Below are 17896 nucleotides of genomic sequence, written 5' to 3' on the forward strand. Positions count from 1 at the left end.
GTCCGGGCCCTTCCGCCGGGGCCGGCCGGCCCCGGGCGCGTGGCCGGGGTCAGCCGGCCAGGACGGTCACCAGGCGCTCCAGCGAGGTGCCCAGGCCCCAGCGGGCCGACAGCTCGTCCAGCGCCATCGGGTCCAGCGGCTCGGTCGGCAGCTGCGGGTCGAAGGCGGGCAGCGGGACGTCGCCCGCCACCCGGACCACGGTCGGCGCCACGTCCAGGTAGGCCGAGCCCTCCACCAGGTTGCGCCGGCGGGCCGGGGTCAGCTTCGAGCCGAGGTCCAGCGCGGCGGCCCGGATCCCGGCGAGGTCGCCGTACTCGTGGATCAGCTGGGCGGCGGTCTTCTCTCCGATGCCCTTGACGCCGGGCAGGCCGTCGCTCGGGTCGCCGCGCAGCGCCGCCATGTCCGCGTACTGCGCGCCGCGCACGCCGTACTTCTCCAGGAGCAGCGCGTCGTCGGTGACCTGCAGGTTGCCCATGCCCTTGACCGGGTACAGCACGGTGATCCCGCGGGCGTCGTCGACCAGCTGGAAGAGGTCGCGGTCCCCGGTGACGATCTGCACCGGGCCCTCGGCCCGCCCGGTGAGCGTGCCGATCACGTCGTCGGCCTCGTAGCCGGGGGAGCCGATCCGGGCGATGCCGAGCGCGTCCAGCACCTGCTCGATCACCGGCACCTGCGGGGCCAGTTCGTCCGGCACCTCCTCCTCGCCGTCCACGGCCGCCTCGGCGACCCGGTGCGTCTTGTAGGAGGGCAGCAGGTCGACCCGCCACTGCGGGCGCCAGTCGGCGTCCATGCAGGCGACCAGCCGGTCGGGACGGTGGTCGTGGACCAGCCGGGCGATGAAGTCCAGCAGGCCCCGGACGGCGTTCACCGGCTCGCCGTGCGGGGAGCGCAGCGAGTCCGGCACGCCGTAGTAGGCGCGGAAGTAGAGGCTGGCGGAGTCCAGCAGCATCAGGCGCGGTGCGGTCACGGGTGCGGTCACGCCCCCGATCATGCCGTACCGGGCGGACAACGCGGGGGAGCGGTGCCCGCCCGGTACGGGCCGGTCGGTCGGCCGGTGCGGGCCGGTCAGTGCTCGTGCGGGCCCGCGCGGTGCACCGGGCCGTGCGCGTCGGCGCAGTGCTCGGCGGGGTCCCCGCCGCGGACGGCGATCTGCAGCAGCGCGCCGGCCTCGTCCTCGCCGACGTGGTCGACCTGGAGCGTGCTGTGGGTGATCCGGTACTCCTCGGCGAGCCGGCGCTGCAGGCCGCGGCGGACGGCGTGGCAGTCCCCGCCCGGGGTGACCAGGATGTGCGCGGAGAGCGCCGGCTCGCCCGAGGTGATCTCCCAGATGTGCAGGTCGTGGATCTCCTCCACCAGCGGCTGGGCGACCAGGCGGTCGGCCACCGCGTCCGGGTCGATGCCGGCCGGGGCGGCCTCCAGGAAGATCCGGCCGGAGTCGCGGACCAGCCCGATCCCGGCCTTCAGCATCAGCGCCACCACGATCAGCGAGGCGATCGAGTCGGCCCGGGCGAAGCCGGTGGTCACCATGACCAGACCGGCGACGGCGGTGGCGACGAACGCGTACAGGTCGGTGAGCACGTGCTGGAAGGCGCCCTCGACGTTGAGCGAGCTGCGGTTGGCCTTCGACATGCACCAGGTCGCCGCCAGGTTGACCACGATGCCGACCAGCGCGGTGACCAGCACCAGCGAACCGGCCACCTCCGGCGGCTCGAACAGCCGGCTGACCGCCTCGTAGCCCAGCCAGGCGGAGAGCACCAGCAGGGTGACGCCGTTGGCCTGGGCGGAGAGGATCTCGGCCCGCTTGAGGCCGTAGGTGTAGCCGCCGCGGGCGGGCCGGGCGGCCAGCCGCATGGCGATCAGGGCGAGCACGATGGAGGCCGCGTCGGTGAGCATGTGCGCGGCGTCCGAGATCAGGGCCAGCGACTGCGCGGCGAAGCCGACCACGACCTCGCCGGCCATGAACACCACGATCAGGGTGAGGGCGGCGAGCAGCCAGCGCCGGTCGGCGTCGGCGGAGACCCCGTGGGAGTGGCCGCCGTGACCGTGCCCGTGCCCGTGCCCCGGTCCGCTGCCGTGCGGATGGTCGGGGGCGGCGTGGTCATGGGCATGATCATCATGGCTGTGCTCGGGACCGGCCATCGGAGTCCTCTCCTGGGAGCGCGGGAAGCAGGGGGCGCAACAGCCCTGCACCCGAAGTGAACCGCAGATCGAACGAAGATCCAAAGGCTGCACTGGTGACCGTTGTCGTTGCCGTGGCGCCATGTTCCTCCGGTAGGGTCGGCCCCCGCGTCGAGCAGGGGGCGGGTCATCATGGAGCGGGTCGGACTCGGAACGATCGCCAGGGAGTGGGGCCGGATCGGCATCACCGGGTTCGGCGGCCCGCCCGCGCACATCCTGCTGCTGCGCCGGCTCTGCGTGGAGCGGCGCGGATGGCTGAGCGCCGCCGAGTTCGAGGACGGCATCGCCGCGACCAACCTGCTGCCCGGCCCCGCCTCCACCCAGCTGGCGATCCTCAGCGCCTGGCGGCTGCGCGGCACCGCGGGCGCCCTGGTCGGCGGTGTCTGCTTCATCGCCCCCGGGCTCGTGCTGATCCTGGCCCTGGCCGCGCTGTTCCTGGCCGGCGACCCGCCGCTGTGGGTGCTCGGGGCCGCCGCCGGGGCCGGGGCGGCCGTGCCGGCCGTCGCCGTGCAGGCTGCCGCCGCGCTCGTCCCCGGCAGCCTCGACCGCGCCGGCGCCGAACGGGCCGGGCGGCTGCGCTGGGGCGGGTATGCCCTCGCCGGGGCGGTCGCGGCGATCCTCACCGGCCCCTGGCTGGTGCTGGTGCTGATCGCGGCCGGCTGCGCCGAGGTCGCCGTCCGCACCCCGCGCGGCCCCCGCCCGTCCGGCGGCCGTCGCCCCGCCCTGCCGCTCGCCGCGGTGCTTCCGGCGCTGCCGGCCCTCGGCGGGCTCGGCGCGGTGGCCTGGACGGCGTTCAAGGTGGGGGCGCTCTCGTACGGGGGCGGCTTCGTGATCATCCCGCTGATGCAGGACGACGCCGTGCACCGCCACCACTGGATGACGGACGGACAGTTCCTCAACGCCGTCGCCCTCGGCCAGGTCACTCCGGGCCCGGTGGTGCAGACCGTGGCCGTGGTCGGCTACGCCGCCGCCGGGCTGGTCGGCGGGCTGCTCGCGGCGGTCGTCGCCTTCGCGCCGTCCTTCCTCTTCGTGCTGTTCGGCGGCGCGCACTTCGACCGGCTCCGCGCCGACCGCCGGGTGCAGGACTTCCTCACCGGTGCCGGACCCGCGGTGATCGGCGCGATCGCCGGGTCGGCCGTCCCGCTGGCCGGCTCGCTGCAGTACGGCTGGCAGTGGGCCGTGCTCGGGGCGGCGCTGCTCTGGCTGCTCGCCGCCCGCCGCGGCGTCGTGCCCGCACTGCTGGCGGCCGGCGGCCTCGGGGTGCTCGCCACGGCGGTCGGGCTCCCGCCGGCCTGACCCCGCCCGGTCCGCGGGCGCGGCGTCCCCCGATCGGGTGACACCGGCTTGCATGATCGCCGAAGGTTCCTAGACGATCACTGTCCGTGAAGATCGCCACCGGCGGACCCGTCCGCTGGCTCCTCGAACTCGAACCCTGCGCCGAAGAACTGCTGCACCGCCACCTCGCGGCGGCCGGCGACTGGTTCCCCCACCAGTACGTCCCCTGGAGCCGCGGCCGGGACTTCGACGGCCCGCTCGGCGGCGAGCCCTGGCAGCCCGGGCAGTCGGCCCTCGCGCCGGCCGTCCGCTCCGCCCTGGTGGTCAACCTGCTCACCGAGGACAACCTGCCCGGCTACCACTGGATCCTCGGCGACCGGAGCTCCCGGGACGGCGCCTGGGGCGCCTGGCTGCACCGGTGGACCGCCGAGGAGGACCGCCACGCCGCCGCCCTCCGCAGCTACCTGCACACCTCCCGCGCGGTGGACCCGATCGCCCTCGAACGCTCACGGCTGGCCCACCTGCAGAACGGCGTGCTCCCCGAGGTCGAGGGCGTGCTCGGCATGGCCGCCTACGCCGCCGTCCAGGAACTCGCCACCCGGGTCAGCCACCGCAACACCGGCCGGCTCAGCGGCGACCCGGTCTGCGACCGGCTGCTCGCCCGGATCGCCCGGGACGAGAACCTGCACATGGTCTTCTACCGCGAACTGCTGCGCCGCGCCCTGGAGATCGACCCCGACCAGGTGCTCGTCCGGCTCGACGCCACCGTCCGCGACTTCGCCATGCCCGGGCAGGGCATGCCCGGCTTCGACCGGATGGCCGCCGAGATCGCGGTGGCCGGTGTCTACGACCTCAGGGTCCACCACGACGAGGTCCTGGTGCCGCTGCTGCGCTCGCTGGGCGTGTTCGGGCTGAGGGGCCTCGGCGCCGCCGGGGAACGGGCCCGCGACCGGCTCGCCGACCACCTCCGGCGCCTGGACGCCCGGGCCGCCCGCTTCGTCGAACGCCGCGACCGGGCGCTGGCCGCCCGCGCCCGCCGGGCCGAGGACGCCGGCGGGCCGGCCCCGACCGCCGTAGCGGCCCCGACCCCCGAACCGGCCGCGCAGGCCCCGACCGTACCGGCGCTGGCCGCGCAGGCCCCGACCGCCGTCCTTGCCGGCCGAACAGGAGAGGCATGACCACCACCGCCGCAGCCCCGAGCACCACCGCCGCCCCGAGCACCGTGACCACCGCGGGCACCAGCGCCGCCGACATCGAGTACCACTACGACCTCGGCAACGACTTCTACGCCCTCTGGCTCGACCAGACGCTCGCCTACACCGCCGCCCGATGGGACGGCATCGCCCCCGACGAGCCCGACGCGACCGCGCTGCACCGGGCCCAACTCGCCAAGCTGGACCACCACCTGGACCTGGTCGGCCTGCGGCCCGGCGAGCCCGCCCACCTCCTCGACGTCGGCTGCGGCTGGGGCGCCGCCCTGGTCCGCGCCGTCGCCACCGGCCGCGCCGAACGGGCCACCGGGCTCACCGTCTCCCGCGCCCAGCACGCCTACCTGGCCCGGCTCGGCCTGCCCGGCGTCGAAGGCCGGCTGGAGAGCTGGGAGCAGCACACCCCCGCGCGCCCGTACGACGCCGTGGTCACCATGGGCGCCTTCGAGCACTTCGCCACCGCCGGCATGAGCCGCACCGAACGCCTCGCCGTCTACGCCCGCTACTTCGAGCGCTGCCACGGCTGGCTGCGCCCCGGCGGCCGGATGTCCCTGCAGACCATCGCGTACGACGGCGCCGCCGACGGGGCCGGTCCGCTGGGCGGGTTCGTCGGCAGCGACGTCTTCCCCGAGGCCCGGCTGCCCCGGCTCGCCGAGATCGCCGCCGCGAGCGACCCGTACTTCTCGCTCACCGTGCTCAGCGCCTCCGCCGAGGACTACGCCCGCACCCTCGCCTCCTGGTCGGGCCGGCTGCTGGCCGCCCGCGAGGAGGCCGAACGGCTGGTCGGCGAGGACGGCTACCGCCGCTACCGCCGCTACCTGCGGGCCGCCGAGATGACCTTCCTGTGCGGCGCCGTCACCCTCTACCGGATCGGCTTCCGGCGGCGCGACGAGCCGCTGCGGCTGCCGGCCGGCTGAGGCCCGTACCGTGCAGCAGCACCCCACCCCGCGGCGGGCCTGGGCGGCGGTCGCCGTGGTCTGCGCCGCCCTGTTCCTGATCGGTCTGGACTTCACCGTCCTCAACGTGGCGATCCCCGACCTCCAGGAGGACCTCGGGCCGACCCTCGCCGAGACCCAGTGGATCGTCGACGGCTACGCGCTGGCCCTCGGCGGCTGCGTCCTCGCGGCCGGCGCCCTCGGCGACCGCTACGGGCGGCGCCGGGCCTTCGTCGCCGGCCTGACGGTCTGCGCCCTCGCCTCGGTGGCCGGGTCCGTCGGGGACAGCCCGGCCCAGCTGGTCGCCGCCCGCTGCGGGATGGGCGTCGGTGCGGCCCTGTTCATGCCCGCCACGCTCTCCACCGTGGTGCACGTGCTGCCCGACCCGGCGGACCGGCGCCGGGCGATCGGCATCTGGGCGGCGGTCGCCGGGGTCGGCGCGCTGTTCGGCCCGGTGGTCGGCGGCTGGCTGGTCGACCACTACGACTGGCGGGCGGCGTTCTGGCTGAACGTCCCGGTCGCGGCCGCGGTCGTGGCCGCCGCCCTGGTCACCGTGCCCGAGTCGCGCGCCCCGCACCGGGCCCCGCTCGACGCCCCGGGCGCCCTGCTCTCCTGCGCCGGGCTGCTGGCCCTGGTCTGGGGCATCATCGAGGCGCCCGGCCGCGGCTGGACCAGCGCCGGGGTGCTCGGCGCGTTCGCCGCCGCGGCCCTGCTGCTGGCCGGGTTCGCCCTTCGGCAGGCCCGCTGCGCGGCGCCGATGCTGCCGATGGCGGTGCTGCGCAGCGTGCCGGTGTGGCCGGCCACGCTGGTGCTGGCGCTGATGTCCTTCGCGATGTTCGGCGCGATGTTCCTGCTGACCCTCTACCTGCAGCAGGTGCGCGGTCTCTCGGCCTGGTCGGCGGGCCTGCGGATGGTGCCGCTGTCGGTGGGGCTGGCGGTCGGCGCCGTCCTCGGGCCCGTGCTCGCCCGCCGGTTCGGTGCCCGCGTCCCGGCGGCCGGCGGACTGCTGCTGATCGCCGCCGGCTTCGTCCGCCTCGCCGGGCTGGACGCGGGCTCCGGCGACCTGGCGGTGCTGCTCTTCGAGGCGGTCTCGGGCGTCGGCGCCGGTCTGCTGGCCCCGGTGGCGACCGAACTCGTGATGAGTGCGGTGCCGGCCGGCTCGGCCGGGGTCGGCTCGGCGCTCAACGACGCCACCCGGCAGGTCGGTTCGACGCTCGGGGTGGCGGTGCTCGGCTCGGTGCTGGCCACGGCGGTCACCGGGCGGCCGACCGGGCGCGACCCGGCCGCCGCCTTCGTGGACGGCCTCGCGGACGCCTCCCGGGTGGGCGCCGCGGTCGCTCTGCTCGCCGCCGTCCTCGCCTGGACCCGGCTGCCGGGCCGCTTCCCGGCCGCCGCGTCCCTGTCGGCGCCCGCCGGACCCGACGGCGCCGGACCGGGCTCCGCCGGACCCGGTGCTGCAGGCCCGGATCCCGCCGCCGTCCGGACCGCCCGCTGACCCTCCGCACCGCGCGCCGACCCCCGTCCCCCGCACCCCCGCTGCCCGCACAGCCCCCCGAAAGGAACCGATCCCCATGAGCGAGACCTACGACGTCCTCCGCGACTGCCTCGTCGACGAGTTCGAGGTCGCGTCCGAACTCGTCCGCCCCGACGCCACCCTGGCCGACCTCGCGCTCGACAGCCTCGCCCTGGTCGAGCTGTCCCTGCTGGTCGAGGAGCGCCTCGGCGCCACCGTCACCGACCTGCGGCCCGAGCGCACTCTCGGCGAACTGGCCGAGCTCGCCGAGCGCCGGGCGGTCTCCGGGGCCGCCCGGTGAGCAGCCGCGCGGTCGCGGTGACCGGGCTCGGCCTGGTCACCCCGGCCGGCTTCGGCACGGCCGCCACCTGGGAGCACTTCCTCACCGGCCGCCCCACCGCCGGGACCGACCCCCTCCTGGCCGGCCTCGCCGTCGACTTCTCCTGCGCCGTACCGGAGTTCGACGCGACCGGCCTGCTCGGCGGACGCCTCGGACGGCGGCTCGACCGCTTCTCCCAACTGGCCGTGCTCGCCGCCCGGGAGGCCGTCGCCGACGCCGGGCTCGACCCGGCGCGGTGGGACGGCACCCGGGTCGGTGTCGTCCTCGGGGTCAGCGCCACCAGCGTCGCCACCCACGCGGTCGAGTACGCCCGCCTCAACGAGGGCCGCCCGCAACGGGTCTCGCCGCTGATGCTGCCCCGGTCGATCCCCAACATGGCGGCCGGCGAGGTCAGCCTGGACCTCGGCGCCCGCGGGCCCGGTCTGGTGGTCAGCACCGCCTGTGCCTCCGGCACCTCCGCGCTGGGGCTGGCCTGCGACCTGCTGCGCGCCGGGCGGTGCGACATCGTGCTCGCCGGGGGCACCGACAGCGCGCGCGCCCCGATGATCTCCACCGCCTTCGACCGGCTGTGCGCGCTCTCCCGGCGCCGCCACGACCCGGCCGGCGCCTCACGGCCCTTCGACGCGGACCGGGACGGCTTCGTGCTCGGCGAGGGCGCCGGTGTCCTGGTCCTGGAACGCACCGGGCACGCCAGGGACCGCGGCGCCCGGCCGCGCGCCCACCTCGCCGGGCACGGTTCCTCGTGCGACGCGTACCACTTCACCGCCCCCTGCCCGGACGGCGAGGGCCTGGCCCGGGCCGTCGAGTCGGCGCTCGCCGACGCCGGCCTCGCGCCGCACGAGATCGGGCACGTCAACGCCCACGGCACCGGCACCGCGCTGAACGACCCCGCGGAGGCCGCCGCACTCCACCGGGTCTTCCGCCGCCCGCCGCCGGTCACCGCCAACAAGAGCGTCATCGGCCACACCATGGGCGCGGCCGGCGCCATCGAGGCGGCACTGACCGTGCTGGCGCTCCAGCACCGGCTGGTCCCGCCCACCGCCAACCTCGACCGGCTCGACGGGTCGATCGACCTCGATGTGGTGACCAAGGCGCCCCGCCCGCTGGAGTCCGGCGCCGCCCTCTCGGTGTCCAGCGGCTTCGGCGGCCAGAACGCGGCCGTCGTCCTCACTGCCGTCTGACCGCCCCCGCACCGCCGCCCGTACCGCTGCCGCCCACAGCCCACAGCCCGCCGTCCGCACCGCCCACCCCTGCCGAGCACCTCCCGTCCGCGCGAACCGGAGCCCGCCATGCCCGCCGTGTCCGAACCCACCGCCCCGCACCCGCTCCCGGCGGGCCCCGCCGGACCGACCGGAGCCGCGGTCCCCGCCGGACCCGCCGCCCCGCCGACCCGCAGGCGGCGCGGCGGACCGCTGGGCCGCGCCCGGCTCGCCGCCGCCCGGCTCTACAGCCGGCTGCTGATGCACCACCCGCCCGCCGACTGGTCCGTCCCTCGCTCCGACGGCCGGTACGGGCCCGCCGACCCGGCCGGCGAGGGGCAGCCGCTCACCCTGCTCGTCCTCGGCGACTCGCTCGCCCAGGGCCTCGGCGCGGCCCGCCGCGAGGAGACGCTCGGTGCCCGGCTCGCCCAGGCCCTCGGCGAGCGGCTCGAACGGCCGGTCGAGCTACGGGTGTTCGCCCGGGTCGGCGCGACCACGGGGGCCGCCCAGCGGCAGGCCGCGCGGTCCGCCGGGCTGCGCGCCGGGGTCGCCGTGCTGATCGTCGGCGGCAACGACGCCATCCTGCCGCTGCCGCTGGGCCGGTCGGCCCGGCAGTTCGCCCAGCTGCTGCGGCTGCTGGACGAGGGCGGCTGGCAGGCGGTGGTGGTGCCCTGCCCGGACCCGGGCTACGCGCCGGGCTTCCGGGCCCCGGTGCGCCGCCTCGGGGCGCGCCGCTCGCGGCGGCTGGCCCGGCTGCAGACCAGGGCCGCCGAACGGGCGGGTGCGGTGCTCGCGCCGTCCTCCGAAGCGGAGTTCCGCGACCGGGCCGCCGAACTCCTCGGCCCGGACGGCGTCCACCCCTCGCCGCGCGGGTACGCCGAGCACGCGGAGCGGATGGTCCCGAGCCTGCTGGCCGCAGCGGCCCGCTTCTCCGGGCAGCCGGCCGGGCACCCCCGACCGGCGGCCCGCAACGCCGGGCAGCCGGCCGGGCACCCCCGACCGGCGGCCCGCAACGCCGGGCAGCCCGCCCGGCACCCCCAACAGGCCGCCGCGGCCCACGAGTCCACGGCAACCGGACACACCCCGGGCGGGTAGCCCTTTCCGGCTCAGCCCAGCGCGGCGCCGACGGCCTCCAGCGGAACCGACCGGGCCGCGGTGGCCGCCCGGACCAGGGCCTGCATCACCCGCAGGTCGTCGCCCTGTTCGGGGTGCCACTGCACGCCCAGCGTGAAGCCGACGCCCTCGACGGCCTCGACCGTGCCGTCCGGGGCGTACGCGCTGATCCGCAGGCCGTCGCCCAGGCGGTCGACGGCCTGGTGGTGGAAGGTCGGCACGGTCAGTTCGGTCTCCGGCAGCAGCCCGCCGAGCAGGGTACCGGGCACCGGGCGCACCAGGTGGGAGCCGTACGCGCCGGGGCTGCCGGTGTGCAGGTCCGGGTCGACCACGTCCGGCAGGTGCTGGACGAGCGTGCCGCCGCACACCACGTTCAGCAGTTGCATGCCGCGGCAGATGCCCAGCAGCGGCATGCCGGCGGCGAGGGCGGCCCGGGTCAGCGCGACCTCCCAGACGTCCCGTTCGCGGGCGTCCGCCTCCGTCCTGGGGTGCGGGGGCTGGCCGTAGTAGGCGGGGTCCATGTCGGGTCCGCCCGCGATGACGAGGGCGTCCAACCGGGCCAGTACCTCCGGGGCGCGCTCCGGGGCGTCGGGCGGCAGCAGGACGACCACGCCGCCGGAGTCCCGTACGTATGCGGTGTAACGTTCCGGCACCAGGGCCACCCGGCGGTCCCGCCAGTCGCTCCAACTCGCGTCCACCAGATAGGTGCTGACGCCGATGAAAGGTCTGCGATCCATGGCGCGCATTCTCCACCGGCGCCGCCTGACAACCGCTCAATCCGCCGTCCCGACGCGCCACACGCGCCCCGCACGGCGCAGGCGAACCCTTGCGCGCCCCCGGTGACGGCCGCCCCTCCCGGCCCCGGCGCCCCCCGCGCCCCGGGCTCCGGCCCGCGCCGCCCGCCGCGCCGGGGCCGTCCGCCCTCTTCCGTGGCGTCCCCGGCAGGCCGTACGGTTCCGCTGTGACCGCTTGATCTCGCAGAGTGATCGAGGAGGAGGGCCCAGCCATGCCCGAGAACGCGTCCCCGGTGAGCCGGCCGCCGCGTGCGCCGCTCACTCTGAACGAGCTGCGCACCCTGGTCGACGCCGGCGAGGTGCACACCGTCGCCCTGGCCTTCACCGACATGCAGGGCCGGCTCCAGGGCAAGCGCTTCGCCGCCCGCTTCTTCCTCGACGAGGTCGCCGAGCACGGCGCCGAGGCGTGCGACTACCTGCTCGCCGTCGATGTCGACCTCAACACCGTGGACGGCTACGCGCTCTCCTCCTGGGAGACCGGCTACGGCGACTTCGCCATGCGCCCCGACCTCGCCACCCTGCGGCTCACCCCCTGGCAGCCCGGCACCGCCCAGGTCACCGCCGACCTGACCCGGCACGGCGGCCGACCGGTCGACGCCGCCCCGCGCCAACTGCTGCGCCGCCAGGTCGAGCGGCTCGCCGAACACGGCCTGGCCGCCGACATCGGCACCGAACTGGAGTTCCTGGTCTTCCGGGACACCTACGAGTCGGCGTGGTCCGGCGGCTACCGCGGCCTCACCCCGGCCAACCAGTACAACGTCGACTACTCCCTCCTCGGCACCGCCCGGGTCGAACCGCTGCTCTCCCGGATCCGCCTGGAGATGGCCGGCGCCGGCCTGGTCGTGGAGTCCGCCAAGGGGGAGTGCAACCTCGGCCAGCACGAGATCGCCTTCCGCTACGCCGACGCCCTCACCACCTGCGACCAGCACAGCGTCTACAAGACCGGGGCCAAGGAGATCGCCGCCCAGCAGGGCTGCGCCCTCACCTTCATGGCCAAGTACGACGAGCGCGAGGGCAACAGCTGCCACATCCACCTCTCGCTGCGGGACGCCGTCGGCGCGCCGGCCTTCGCCCACCCCGACGGCCGGATGACCGACACCATGCGGCACTTCCTGGCCGGACAGCTCGCCGCGCTGCGCGAGTTCAGCGTGCTGTACGCGCCGAACATCAACTCCTACAAGCGCTACCGCCCCGGCTCGTTCGCCCCGACCGCGGTCGCCTGGGGCCGGGACAACCGCACCTGCGCCTACCGGGTGGTCGGCCGCGGGCCCAGCCTGCGGATGGAGAACCGGGTGCCCGGCGGGGACGTCAACCCGTACCTCGCGGTCGCCGGGATGATCGCCGCCGGACTGCATGGCATCCAGCAGAAGCTGGAGCTGCCCGCGCCCTGCCTCGGCAACGCGTACGCCGTCGACGAGTACGCCCGGGTGCCCTCCACGCTCCGTGAGGCGGCCGAGCTGTGGGCGGAGAGCGAACTCGCCCGGGAGGCCTTCGGCCCCGACGTCGTCGAGCACTACCTCACCACGGCCCGCGTCGAGCTGGCCGCCTTCGACAGCGCCGTCACCGACTGGGAGCGCTACCGCTCCTTCGAACGGATGTGAGCCGCCCCGTGACCGCCACCGGACGCCCCGCCGGAACCAGGACCGCAGGAACCACCGCCGCCGGAACCAGCACCGCCGGAGCCACCGCCGCCGGGCCCACCGCCTCCGAGGTCCTCGACCCGGCCACCGGCGAGCACCTCGCCACCGTCCCCGACACCACGCCCGAGCAACTCGACGCCGCCGTCCAGCGCGCCCTCAAGGCGCAGCAGGGCTGGGCGGCCCTGGCCCCCGGCGAGCGTGCCCGGCTGCTGCGCCGCTTCGCCGACCAGGTCGAGGTGCACCTCACCGAACTGGCCGCGCTGGAGACCGCGGAGGCCGGCCACACCGTCGGCAACGCCCGCTGGGAGGCCGGCAACGTCCGCGACCTGCTGGAGTACGCGGCCGGGGGAGTGGAGCGGCTGACCGGCCGGCAGATCCCGGTGGCCGGCGGGATCGACCTCACCTTCCAGGAGCCGGTCGGCGTGGTCGGGGTGATCGCGCCGTGGAACTTCCCGATGCCGATCGCCGCCTGGGGCTTCGCCCCCGCCCTCGCCGCCGGGAACGCCGTCCTGCTCAAGCCCGCCGAGGCCACCCCGCTGACCGCGCTGCGGCTGGCCGAACTCGCCCTGGCCGCCGGGCTGCCCGAGGGGCTGTTCCAGGTGGTGCCCGGCACCGGACCGGTCACCGGACGGGCCCTGGTGGACCACCCGGCCGTCCGGAAGGTCGTCTTCACCGGTTCCACCGCCACCGGCAAGGAGGTCGCCGCGCGCTGCGCCGCCGGCGCCAAACGGGTCACCCTCGAACTCGGCGGCAAGAGCCCCAACATCGTGTTCGCCGACGCCGACCTCGCCCGCGCCGCCGACCCGATGTCCTTCCTCGACAACAGCGGCCAGGACTGCTGTGCCCGCAGCCGCATCCTGGTCCAGCGCGAGGCGTACGAGGACTTCCTGGCGCTGCTGCTGCCGGCCGTCGAGGCCGTCCGCACCGGGCCCCCGACCGACCCGGAGGTGCAGCTCGGCCCGCTGATCTCGGCCGCGCAGGTCCGCCGGGTGGCCTCGTACGTCACCCCCGACCTGCCGGTGCTGGCCCGGGGCGGCGTCCCGGACGGACCGGGCTTCTGGTACCCGCCGACCGTCCTCGCGCCCACCGACCCCACCGTGCCGGCCGTCACCGAGGAGATCTTCGGCCCGGTCGCCGTGGTCCTGCCGTTCGAGGACGAGGCGGACGCGCTGCGGCTGGCCAACGCCACCCGCTACGGCCTCTCGGGCTCCATCTGGACCCGCGACCTGGGCCGGGCGCTGCGGCTGGCACGGGGCGTCGCGGCGGGCAACCTGTCCGTCAACTCGCACTCCTCGGTGCGCTACTGGACGCCCTTCGGGGGTTTCGGCGAGTCCGGCGTCGGCCGGGAGCTGGGGCCGGACGCGCTGGCGCACTTCACCGAGACCAAGAACGTCTTCATCCGCAGCGAGGAGTAGGAGTCCAGCGATGACCGAGAAGGACAGCGGCGCCCCGGTCTGCCGCCGCCTGGTCGGCCGGACGGCCGTGATCACCGGCGCGGGCAGCGGGATCGGCCTGGCCGCGGCCCGCCGCCTCGCCTCCGAGGGGGCGAAGGTGGTCTGCGCCGACATCGACGAGGGGGCGGGCAAGGCGGCGGCCGAGGAGGTCGGCGGCCTCTTCGTGCACACCGACGTCACCGACCCGTACATGGTCGAGGCGCTCTTCGACGAGGCGTACGAGACGTACGGCAGCGTGGACGTGGCGTTCAACAACGCGGGCATCTCGCCGCCGGAGGACGACTCGATCCTGACCACCGGGCTGGACGCCTGGCGCCGGGTGCAGGAGGTCAACCTGACCTCGGTGTACCTGTGCTGCAAGGCGGCGCTGCCCTACATGCGGCGGCACGGGCGCGGCTCGATCATCAACACCGCGAGCTTCGTGGCCCGGATGGGCGCGGCGACCTCGCAGATCTCCTACACCGCCTCCAAGGGCGGGGTGCTGGCGATGTCGCGGGAGCTGGGCGTGCAGTTCGCCCGGGAGGGGATCCGGGTGAACGCGCTGTCGCCGGGGCCGGTGGACACCCCGCTGCTGCGGGAGCTGTTCGCCAAGGACCCGGAGCGGGCGGCGCGCCGGCTGGTGCACATCCCGCTGGGGCGGTTCGCCCGGCCCGAGGAGATCGCGGCGGCGGTCGCCTTCCTGGCGAGCGATGACTCCTCGTTCATCACGGCGAGCGAGTTCCTGGTCGACGGCGGGATCGCCGGCGCGTACGTGACCCCGCTCTGACATCCTCCCCGGCCTAGAGGCCGGGGATTCCCGCCTGCTCCCACCGGATGGGTGGGGGCTTCGGGTGGGTTCCTGCTTCGCTGCGCTGTGCGGGCACGGATGCCCGTCTGACCTGCGCTCGACAGGCTGACACCGCCAGTCCGGCGGCCTTGGCGACGTTGAGCGCCGCGTTGACGTCCCGGTCGAGGACGGTCCCGCAGGCTCCGCAGGTCCATGTGCGCACGTGCAGGGGCTTGGGACCGTCCTTGACGCCGCACTGTGAGCACACCTGGGACGTCGGCTCGAAGCGGCCGATCCGGATGAGGGTGCGCCCGTACCGTGCGGCCTTGTACTCCAACATGGCCACGAACCGGGACCAGCCGGCGTCGTGCACCGACTTGGCCATGCTGGTGCGGGCGAGTGCCTTGACGGCCAGGTCTTCCACGACGATCGCTTGGTTGTCGCGGATCAGCCGGGTGGAGACCTGGTGGTGGAACTCGCGCCGCGCGTCCGCGACCCGCGCGTGTGCGCGGGCGACCCTGGTGCGGGCCTTGTCGCGGTTCTTCGATCCCCTGGCCTTGCGGCCGAGGGCCTGCTGCGCGCGCTTCAGCTTCTTCTCGGCGCGGCGCAGGAAGCGGGGACTGTCGATCTTCGTGCCGTCCGCCAGGACCGCGAAGTGCGTCAGCCCCAGGTCGGTGCCCGTCGCCGTGTCGGTGTCGGACATGCGGGCCAGGTCCGCGGCGGGGTCGGTCTCGACGACGAACGAGGCGAAGTACCGGCCAGCGCAGTCCTTGACCACGGTCACCGTGGACGGGCCGGACGGCAGGGTGCGGGACCACTTCACGCTGATCTCGCCGATCTTCGGCAGGGACAGCTTCCCGCCCGGCGTGATCTTCCACCGGGCGTTCGCGGTGAACCGCAGCGCCTGCCGGGTGTCCTTGCGCGACTTGAAGCGCGGTACGCCCGTGCGGGGGCGCTTCCCCTTGAGGCCCTCGAAGAAGTTCCGGTACGCGGTGTCCAGGTCCCGCAGGGCCTGCTGCAGCACGACGGCCGACACCTCGCCGAGCCACGCCCGCTGCGGGGTCTTCTTCGCCTCGGTGATCAGCGCCTTCGACAGGTCGCCCGTCTTCGGGAACGGCAGCCCGGCGGCGCGGGCGTTCTCGCGGGCGCGCAACGCGTCGTTGTACACCGTCCGCGCACACCCGAACGCCCGCGCCAGCAACGCGCGCTGACCTGTCGTCGGGTAGACGCGGAAGGAGTACCTGAGCTGCACGAAGTCACCGTACATGCTGATTCGTGATTGAGTATCAGAACTGGTGCGCAGCAGGCGCTGTGCGTTAGCCCTGCATGCTCATTTGGCTCTTTGTGACCAAGTGCCGGCACAAGGTGTTCGCCGACCGGCACCTGACCCGACTCGAAGAGATCATGCGGAGCGTCTGCGCCGACTTCGAGGTCGAGCTGGTCGAGTTCAACGGCGAGAACAACCACGTCCACCTGCTCGTGAACCTCCCGCCCAAGGTCGCCCTGTCCAAGCTGGTCAACAGCCTCAAGGGCGTCAGTTCCCGCCGCATGCGCCAGGAGTTCCCCGACCTGGTCGAGCACTACTGGCGGGCACAGCGCCTCTGGTCCGGCTCGTACTTCGCCGGCTCCGTCGGCGGCGCACCCCTGTCGGCGGTCCGCCAGTACATCGAGCAGCAGAACCACCCGACCTGAACGCCTGCGGTGGGCGCCGTCCACCGTGCGGGAGGGTGCCCACCGCCGACGTCAGAACAGGGCTCAGAACCGCTTCACCACCGGGCTGAAGCCCGGTGCACTGCGATTAGTCCCGGTAGCCGGACCGCCCCGGGCACTCCCCCGGGCTCCCCCCGCGCAGACCCGCGCAGACCCGCGCAGCCCCAGGCGGACCCGAGCAGCCGGGCGCGGGCAACCCCCGGCACCCCGCCGGGGGTGTCGGCGTGCCCGGCCCCGGGTTCTCGGGGAAGGTGTGAGGGAGCCCCGACCGCCCACCCGAGACCCGGGAGTCCCCGATGCCCATCGCCAGCGTCAACCCCGCGACCGGCGAGACCCTGCAGACCTTCGAGCCCCTGGACGCCGCCGGCATCGAGCAGAGGCTCGCCCGCGCCGAGGCCGCCTTCCGCGAGTACCGCACCACCTCCTTCCGCCACCGGGCCGCACTGCTGCACAAGGCCGCCGACCTGCTGGACGGGGACCTGGAGCAGATCGCCCGCACCATGACGGAGGAGATGGGCAAGCCGATCACCGCCGCCCGCGCCGAGGCCGCCAAGTGCGCCAAGGCGATGCGCTGGTACGCCGACAACGCCGCCGGGCTGCTCGCGGACGAGCACCCGGCGGCGGCCGACGTCGCGGACTCGGGCGCCGCCCGTGCCTTCGTCCGCTACCGGCCGCTGGGCGCGGTGCTGGCGGTGATGCCGTGGAACTTCCCGTTCTGGCAGGTCGTCCGCTTCGCCGCGCCCGCGCTGATGGCGGGCAACGTCGGCCTGCTCAAGCACGCGTCCAACGTGCCGCGGACGGCCGTGGCGCTGGAGGAGCTGTTCCGGCGGGCGGGCTACCCGGAGGGGTGCTTCCAGACCCTGCTGATCGGTTCGGCCGAGGTGGACGGCGTGATCCGCGACCGCCGGGTGGCCGCGGTGACGCTGACCGGCAGCGAGCCGGCCGGACGGGCGGTCGCGGCCACCGCCGCCGACGAGGTCAAGAAGGCGGTGCTGGAACTGGGCGGCAGCGACCCGTACGTGGTGCTGCCGAGCGCCGATCTGGACGCCGCCGTGAAGACGGCCGTCCGGGCCCGGGCGCAGAACAACGGCCAGTCCTGCATCGCGGCGAAGCGCTTCATCGTCCACACCGACGTCTACCGGCGGTTCACCGAGGCCTTCAGCGAGGCGATGGGGGCGCTCAGGATCGGCGATCCGATGGACGAGGCGACCGAGGTCGGCCCGCTGGCCAGCAGCCAGGGGCGGACGGACCTGGAGGAGCTGGTCGAGGACGCCCGGGCGCACGGGGCGCGGGTGGAGTGCGGGGGCCGGCGCCCGGAGGCGCACCCGGACGGCTGGTTCTACGAGCCGACCGTGCTGACCGGCATCACCCCGGCGATGCGCATCCACCTGGAGGAGACCTTCGGGCCGGTCGCCACCGTCTACGAGGTGGCCGACCTGGACGAGGCGGTGGCCCTGGCCAACGAAACCCCGTTCGGGCTGAGCTCCAACGTGTGGACCAACGACCCGGCGGAGCAGGAGCGCTTCGTCCAGGACATCGAGGCGGGCGGGCTGTTCTTCAACGGCATGACGGCCTCCCACCCGGCGCTGCCGTTCGGCGGGGTGAAGCGCTCCGGCTTCGGACGGGAGCTCTCCGGGCACGGCATCAAGGAGTTCTGCAACATCACCACGGTCTGGCTCGGGCAGCCGCAGTCCTGACCCCTGCCCGCGGCGCCGGCGCTCCCCCCCCCCCCCGGCGTACAGCTTCCGACACCGGCGTACAGCTTCCGACA

15 protein-coding genes and 1 pseudogene are annotated in these 17896 nt (G+C 75.2%); 12 read left to right on the forward strand and 4 right to left on the reverse strand.

Annotated elements, in window-relative coordinates:
• Window positions 1–49: 49 nt before the first annotated feature.
• Together ACWGB8_RS33490 and ACWGB8_RS33495 are read right to left on the reverse strand one after the other, a co-directional pair.
• Window positions 50–991, reverse strand: coding sequence for a 5'-3' exonuclease (locus ACWGB8_RS33490; RefSeq protein WP_452217414.1), 942 nt, complete (start codon window positions 989–991; stop codon window positions 50–52).
• 74 nt (window positions 992–1065) lie between these two features.
• Complete coding sequence (locus tag ACWGB8_RS33495) at window positions 1066–2139, reverse strand: cation diffusion facilitator family transporter (RefSeq protein ID WP_452217415.1); 1074 nt, start codon at window positions 2137–2139, stop codon at window positions 1066–1068.
• 171 nt (window positions 2140–2310) lie between these two features.
• Here ACWGB8_RS33495 and chrA point away from each other — a divergent pair, with 171 nt between their 5' ends.
• The 7 genes from chrA to ACWGB8_RS33530 all read left to right on the forward strand — a co-directional run bounded on the left by chrA (window position 2311) and on the right by ACWGB8_RS33530 (window position 9743).
• Window positions 2311–3474 carry a chromate efflux transporter gene (gene chrA, locus ACWGB8_RS33500; protein WP_452217416.1) on the forward strand — a complete coding sequence of 388 codons (1164 nt, stop codon included), beginning with the start codon at window positions 2311–2313 and terminating at the stop codon, window positions 3472–3474.
• A gap of 86 nt (window positions 3475–3560) precedes the next feature.
• Window positions 3561–4631 (forward strand): acyl-ACP desaturase, encoded by a 1071-nt coding sequence (locus tag ACWGB8_RS33505; protein WP_452217417.1) that lies wholly within the window; start codon window positions 3561–3563, stop codon window positions 4629–4631.
• A complete protein-coding gene (locus tag ACWGB8_RS33510; RefSeq protein WP_452217418.1) occupies window positions 4628–5578 on the forward strand; it encodes a class I SAM-dependent methyltransferase in 951 nt (316 codons plus the stop codon). The genes ACWGB8_RS33505 and ACWGB8_RS33510 overlap by 4 nt, the downstream gene beginning before the upstream one ends.
• 10 nt (window positions 5579–5588) lie before the next feature.
• On the forward strand, window positions 5589–7091 hold the full coding sequence (locus ACWGB8_RS33515) for an MFS transporter (RefSeq protein WP_452217419.1): 1503 nt from the start codon (window positions 5589–5591) through the stop codon (window positions 7089–7091).
• A 76-nt stretch (window positions 7092–7167) separates the two neighbouring features.
• Window positions 7168–7410 carry an acyl carrier protein gene (locus tag ACWGB8_RS33520; RefSeq protein ID WP_452217420.1) on the forward strand — a complete coding sequence of 81 codons (243 nt, stop codon included), beginning with the start codon at window positions 7168–7170 and terminating at the stop codon, window positions 7408–7410.
• On the forward strand, window positions 7407–8630 hold the full coding sequence (locus tag ACWGB8_RS33525; protein ID WP_452217421.1) for a beta-ketoacyl-[acyl-carrier-protein] synthase family protein: 1224 nt from the start codon (window positions 7407–7409) through the stop codon (window positions 8628–8630). Before ACWGB8_RS33520 ends, ACWGB8_RS33525 begins: the two co-directional genes overlap by 4 nt.
• A 108-nt stretch (window positions 8631–8738) precedes the next feature.
• Complete coding sequence (locus tag ACWGB8_RS33530; RefSeq protein ID WP_452217422.1) at window positions 8739–9743, forward strand: SGNH/GDSL hydrolase family protein; 1005 nt, start codon at window positions 8739–8741, stop codon at window positions 9741–9743.
• A gap of 11 nt (window positions 9744–9754) precedes the next feature.
• Here ACWGB8_RS33530 and ACWGB8_RS33535 read toward each other — a convergent pair whose 3' ends face one another.
• Window positions 9755–10498: a gamma-glutamyl-gamma-aminobutyrate hydrolase family protein gene (locus tag ACWGB8_RS33535; RefSeq protein ID WP_452217423.1), complete on the reverse strand. Its 744-nt coding sequence runs from the start codon at window positions 10496–10498 to the stop codon at window positions 9755–9757.
• A 269-nt stretch (window positions 10499–10767) separates the two neighbouring features.
• Here ACWGB8_RS33535 and ACWGB8_RS33540 point away from each other — a divergent pair, with 269 nt between their 5' ends.
• Genes ACWGB8_RS33540 through ACWGB8_RS33550 form a run of 3 tightly spaced genes read left to right on the forward strand, consistent with a single transcriptional unit; the run spans window position 10768 to window position 14415 of the window.
• Complete coding sequence (locus tag ACWGB8_RS33540) at window positions 10768–12156, forward strand: glutamine synthetase family protein (RefSeq protein ID WP_452217424.1); 1389 nt, start codon at window positions 10768–10770, stop codon at window positions 12154–12156.
• Window positions 12157–12164: 8 nt separating this feature from the next.
• Complete coding sequence (locus ACWGB8_RS33545) at window positions 12165–13610, forward strand: aldehyde dehydrogenase family protein (RefSeq protein ID WP_452217425.1); 1446 nt, start codon at window positions 12165–12167, stop codon at window positions 13608–13610.
• 10 nt (window positions 13611–13620) lie between these two features.
• Window positions 13621–14415 (forward strand): 3-oxoacyl-ACP reductase, encoded by a 795-nt coding sequence (locus ACWGB8_RS33550; protein WP_452217426.1) that lies wholly within the window; start codon window positions 13621–13623, stop codon window positions 14413–14415.
• Window positions 14416–14428: 13 nt separating this feature from the next.
• Here the strand turns inward: ACWGB8_RS33550 and ACWGB8_RS33555 are convergent, their stop codons facing one another.
• A complete protein-coding gene (locus tag ACWGB8_RS33555) occupies window positions 14429–15667 on the reverse strand; it encodes an RNA-guided endonuclease InsQ/TnpB family protein (RefSeq protein ID WP_452217427.1) in 1239 nt (412 codons plus the stop codon).
• A gap of 40 nt (window positions 15668–15707) precedes the next feature.
• Here ACWGB8_RS33555 and tnpA point away from each other — a divergent pair.
• Window positions 15708–16107, forward strand: a pseudogene (tnpA, locus tag ACWGB8_RS33560) (IS200/IS605 family transposase).
• Window positions 16108–16421: 314 nt separating this feature from the next.
• On the forward strand, window positions 16422–17822 hold the full coding sequence (locus tag ACWGB8_RS33565; RefSeq protein WP_452217428.1) for an NADP-dependent succinic semialdehyde dehydrogenase: 1401 nt from the start codon (window positions 16422–16424) through the stop codon (window positions 17820–17822).
• The last annotated feature ends 74 nt before the right edge of the window (window positions 17823–17896 follow it).

This window comes from Kitasatospora sp. NPDC054939, assembly GCF_053610105.1.

Coding starts and splice junctions, on each gene's coding strand:
- ACWGB8_RS33490 (WP_452217414.1), bottom strand. CDS start 991: ATGATCGGGGGCGTGACCGCACCCGTGACCGCACCGCGCCTGATGCTG.
- ACWGB8_RS33495 (WP_452217415.1), bottom strand. CDS start 2,139: ATGGCCGGTCCCGAGCACAGCCATGATGATCATGCCCATGACCACGCC.
- chrA (WP_452217416.1), top strand. CDS start 2,311: ATGGAGCGGGTCGGACTCGGAACGATCGCCAGGGAGTGGGGCCGGATC.
- ACWGB8_RS33510 (WP_452217418.1), top strand. CDS start 4,628: ATGACCACCACCGCCGCAGCCCCGAGCACCACCGCCGCCCCGAGCACC.
- ACWGB8_RS33520 (WP_452217420.1), top strand. CDS start 7,168: ATGAGCGAGACCTACGACGTCCTCCGCGACTGCCTCGTCGACGAGTTC.
- ACWGB8_RS33530 (WP_452217422.1), top strand. CDS start 8,739: ATGCCCGCCGTGTCCGAACCCACCGCCCCGCACCCGCTCCCGGCGGGC.
- ACWGB8_RS33535 (WP_452217423.1), bottom strand. CDS start 10,498: ATGGATCGCAGACCTTTCATCGGCGTCAGCACCTATCTGGTGGACGCG.
- ACWGB8_RS33540 (WP_452217424.1), top strand. CDS start 10,768: ATGCCCGAGAACGCGTCCCCGGTGAGCCGGCCGCCGCGTGCGCCGCTC.
- ACWGB8_RS33550 (WP_452217426.1), top strand. CDS start 13,621: ATGACCGAGAAGGACAGCGGCGCCCCGGTCTGCCGCCGCCTGGTCGGC.
- ACWGB8_RS33565 (WP_452217428.1), top strand. CDS start 16,422: ATGCCCATCGCCAGCGTCAACCCCGCGACCGGCGAGACCCTGCAGACC.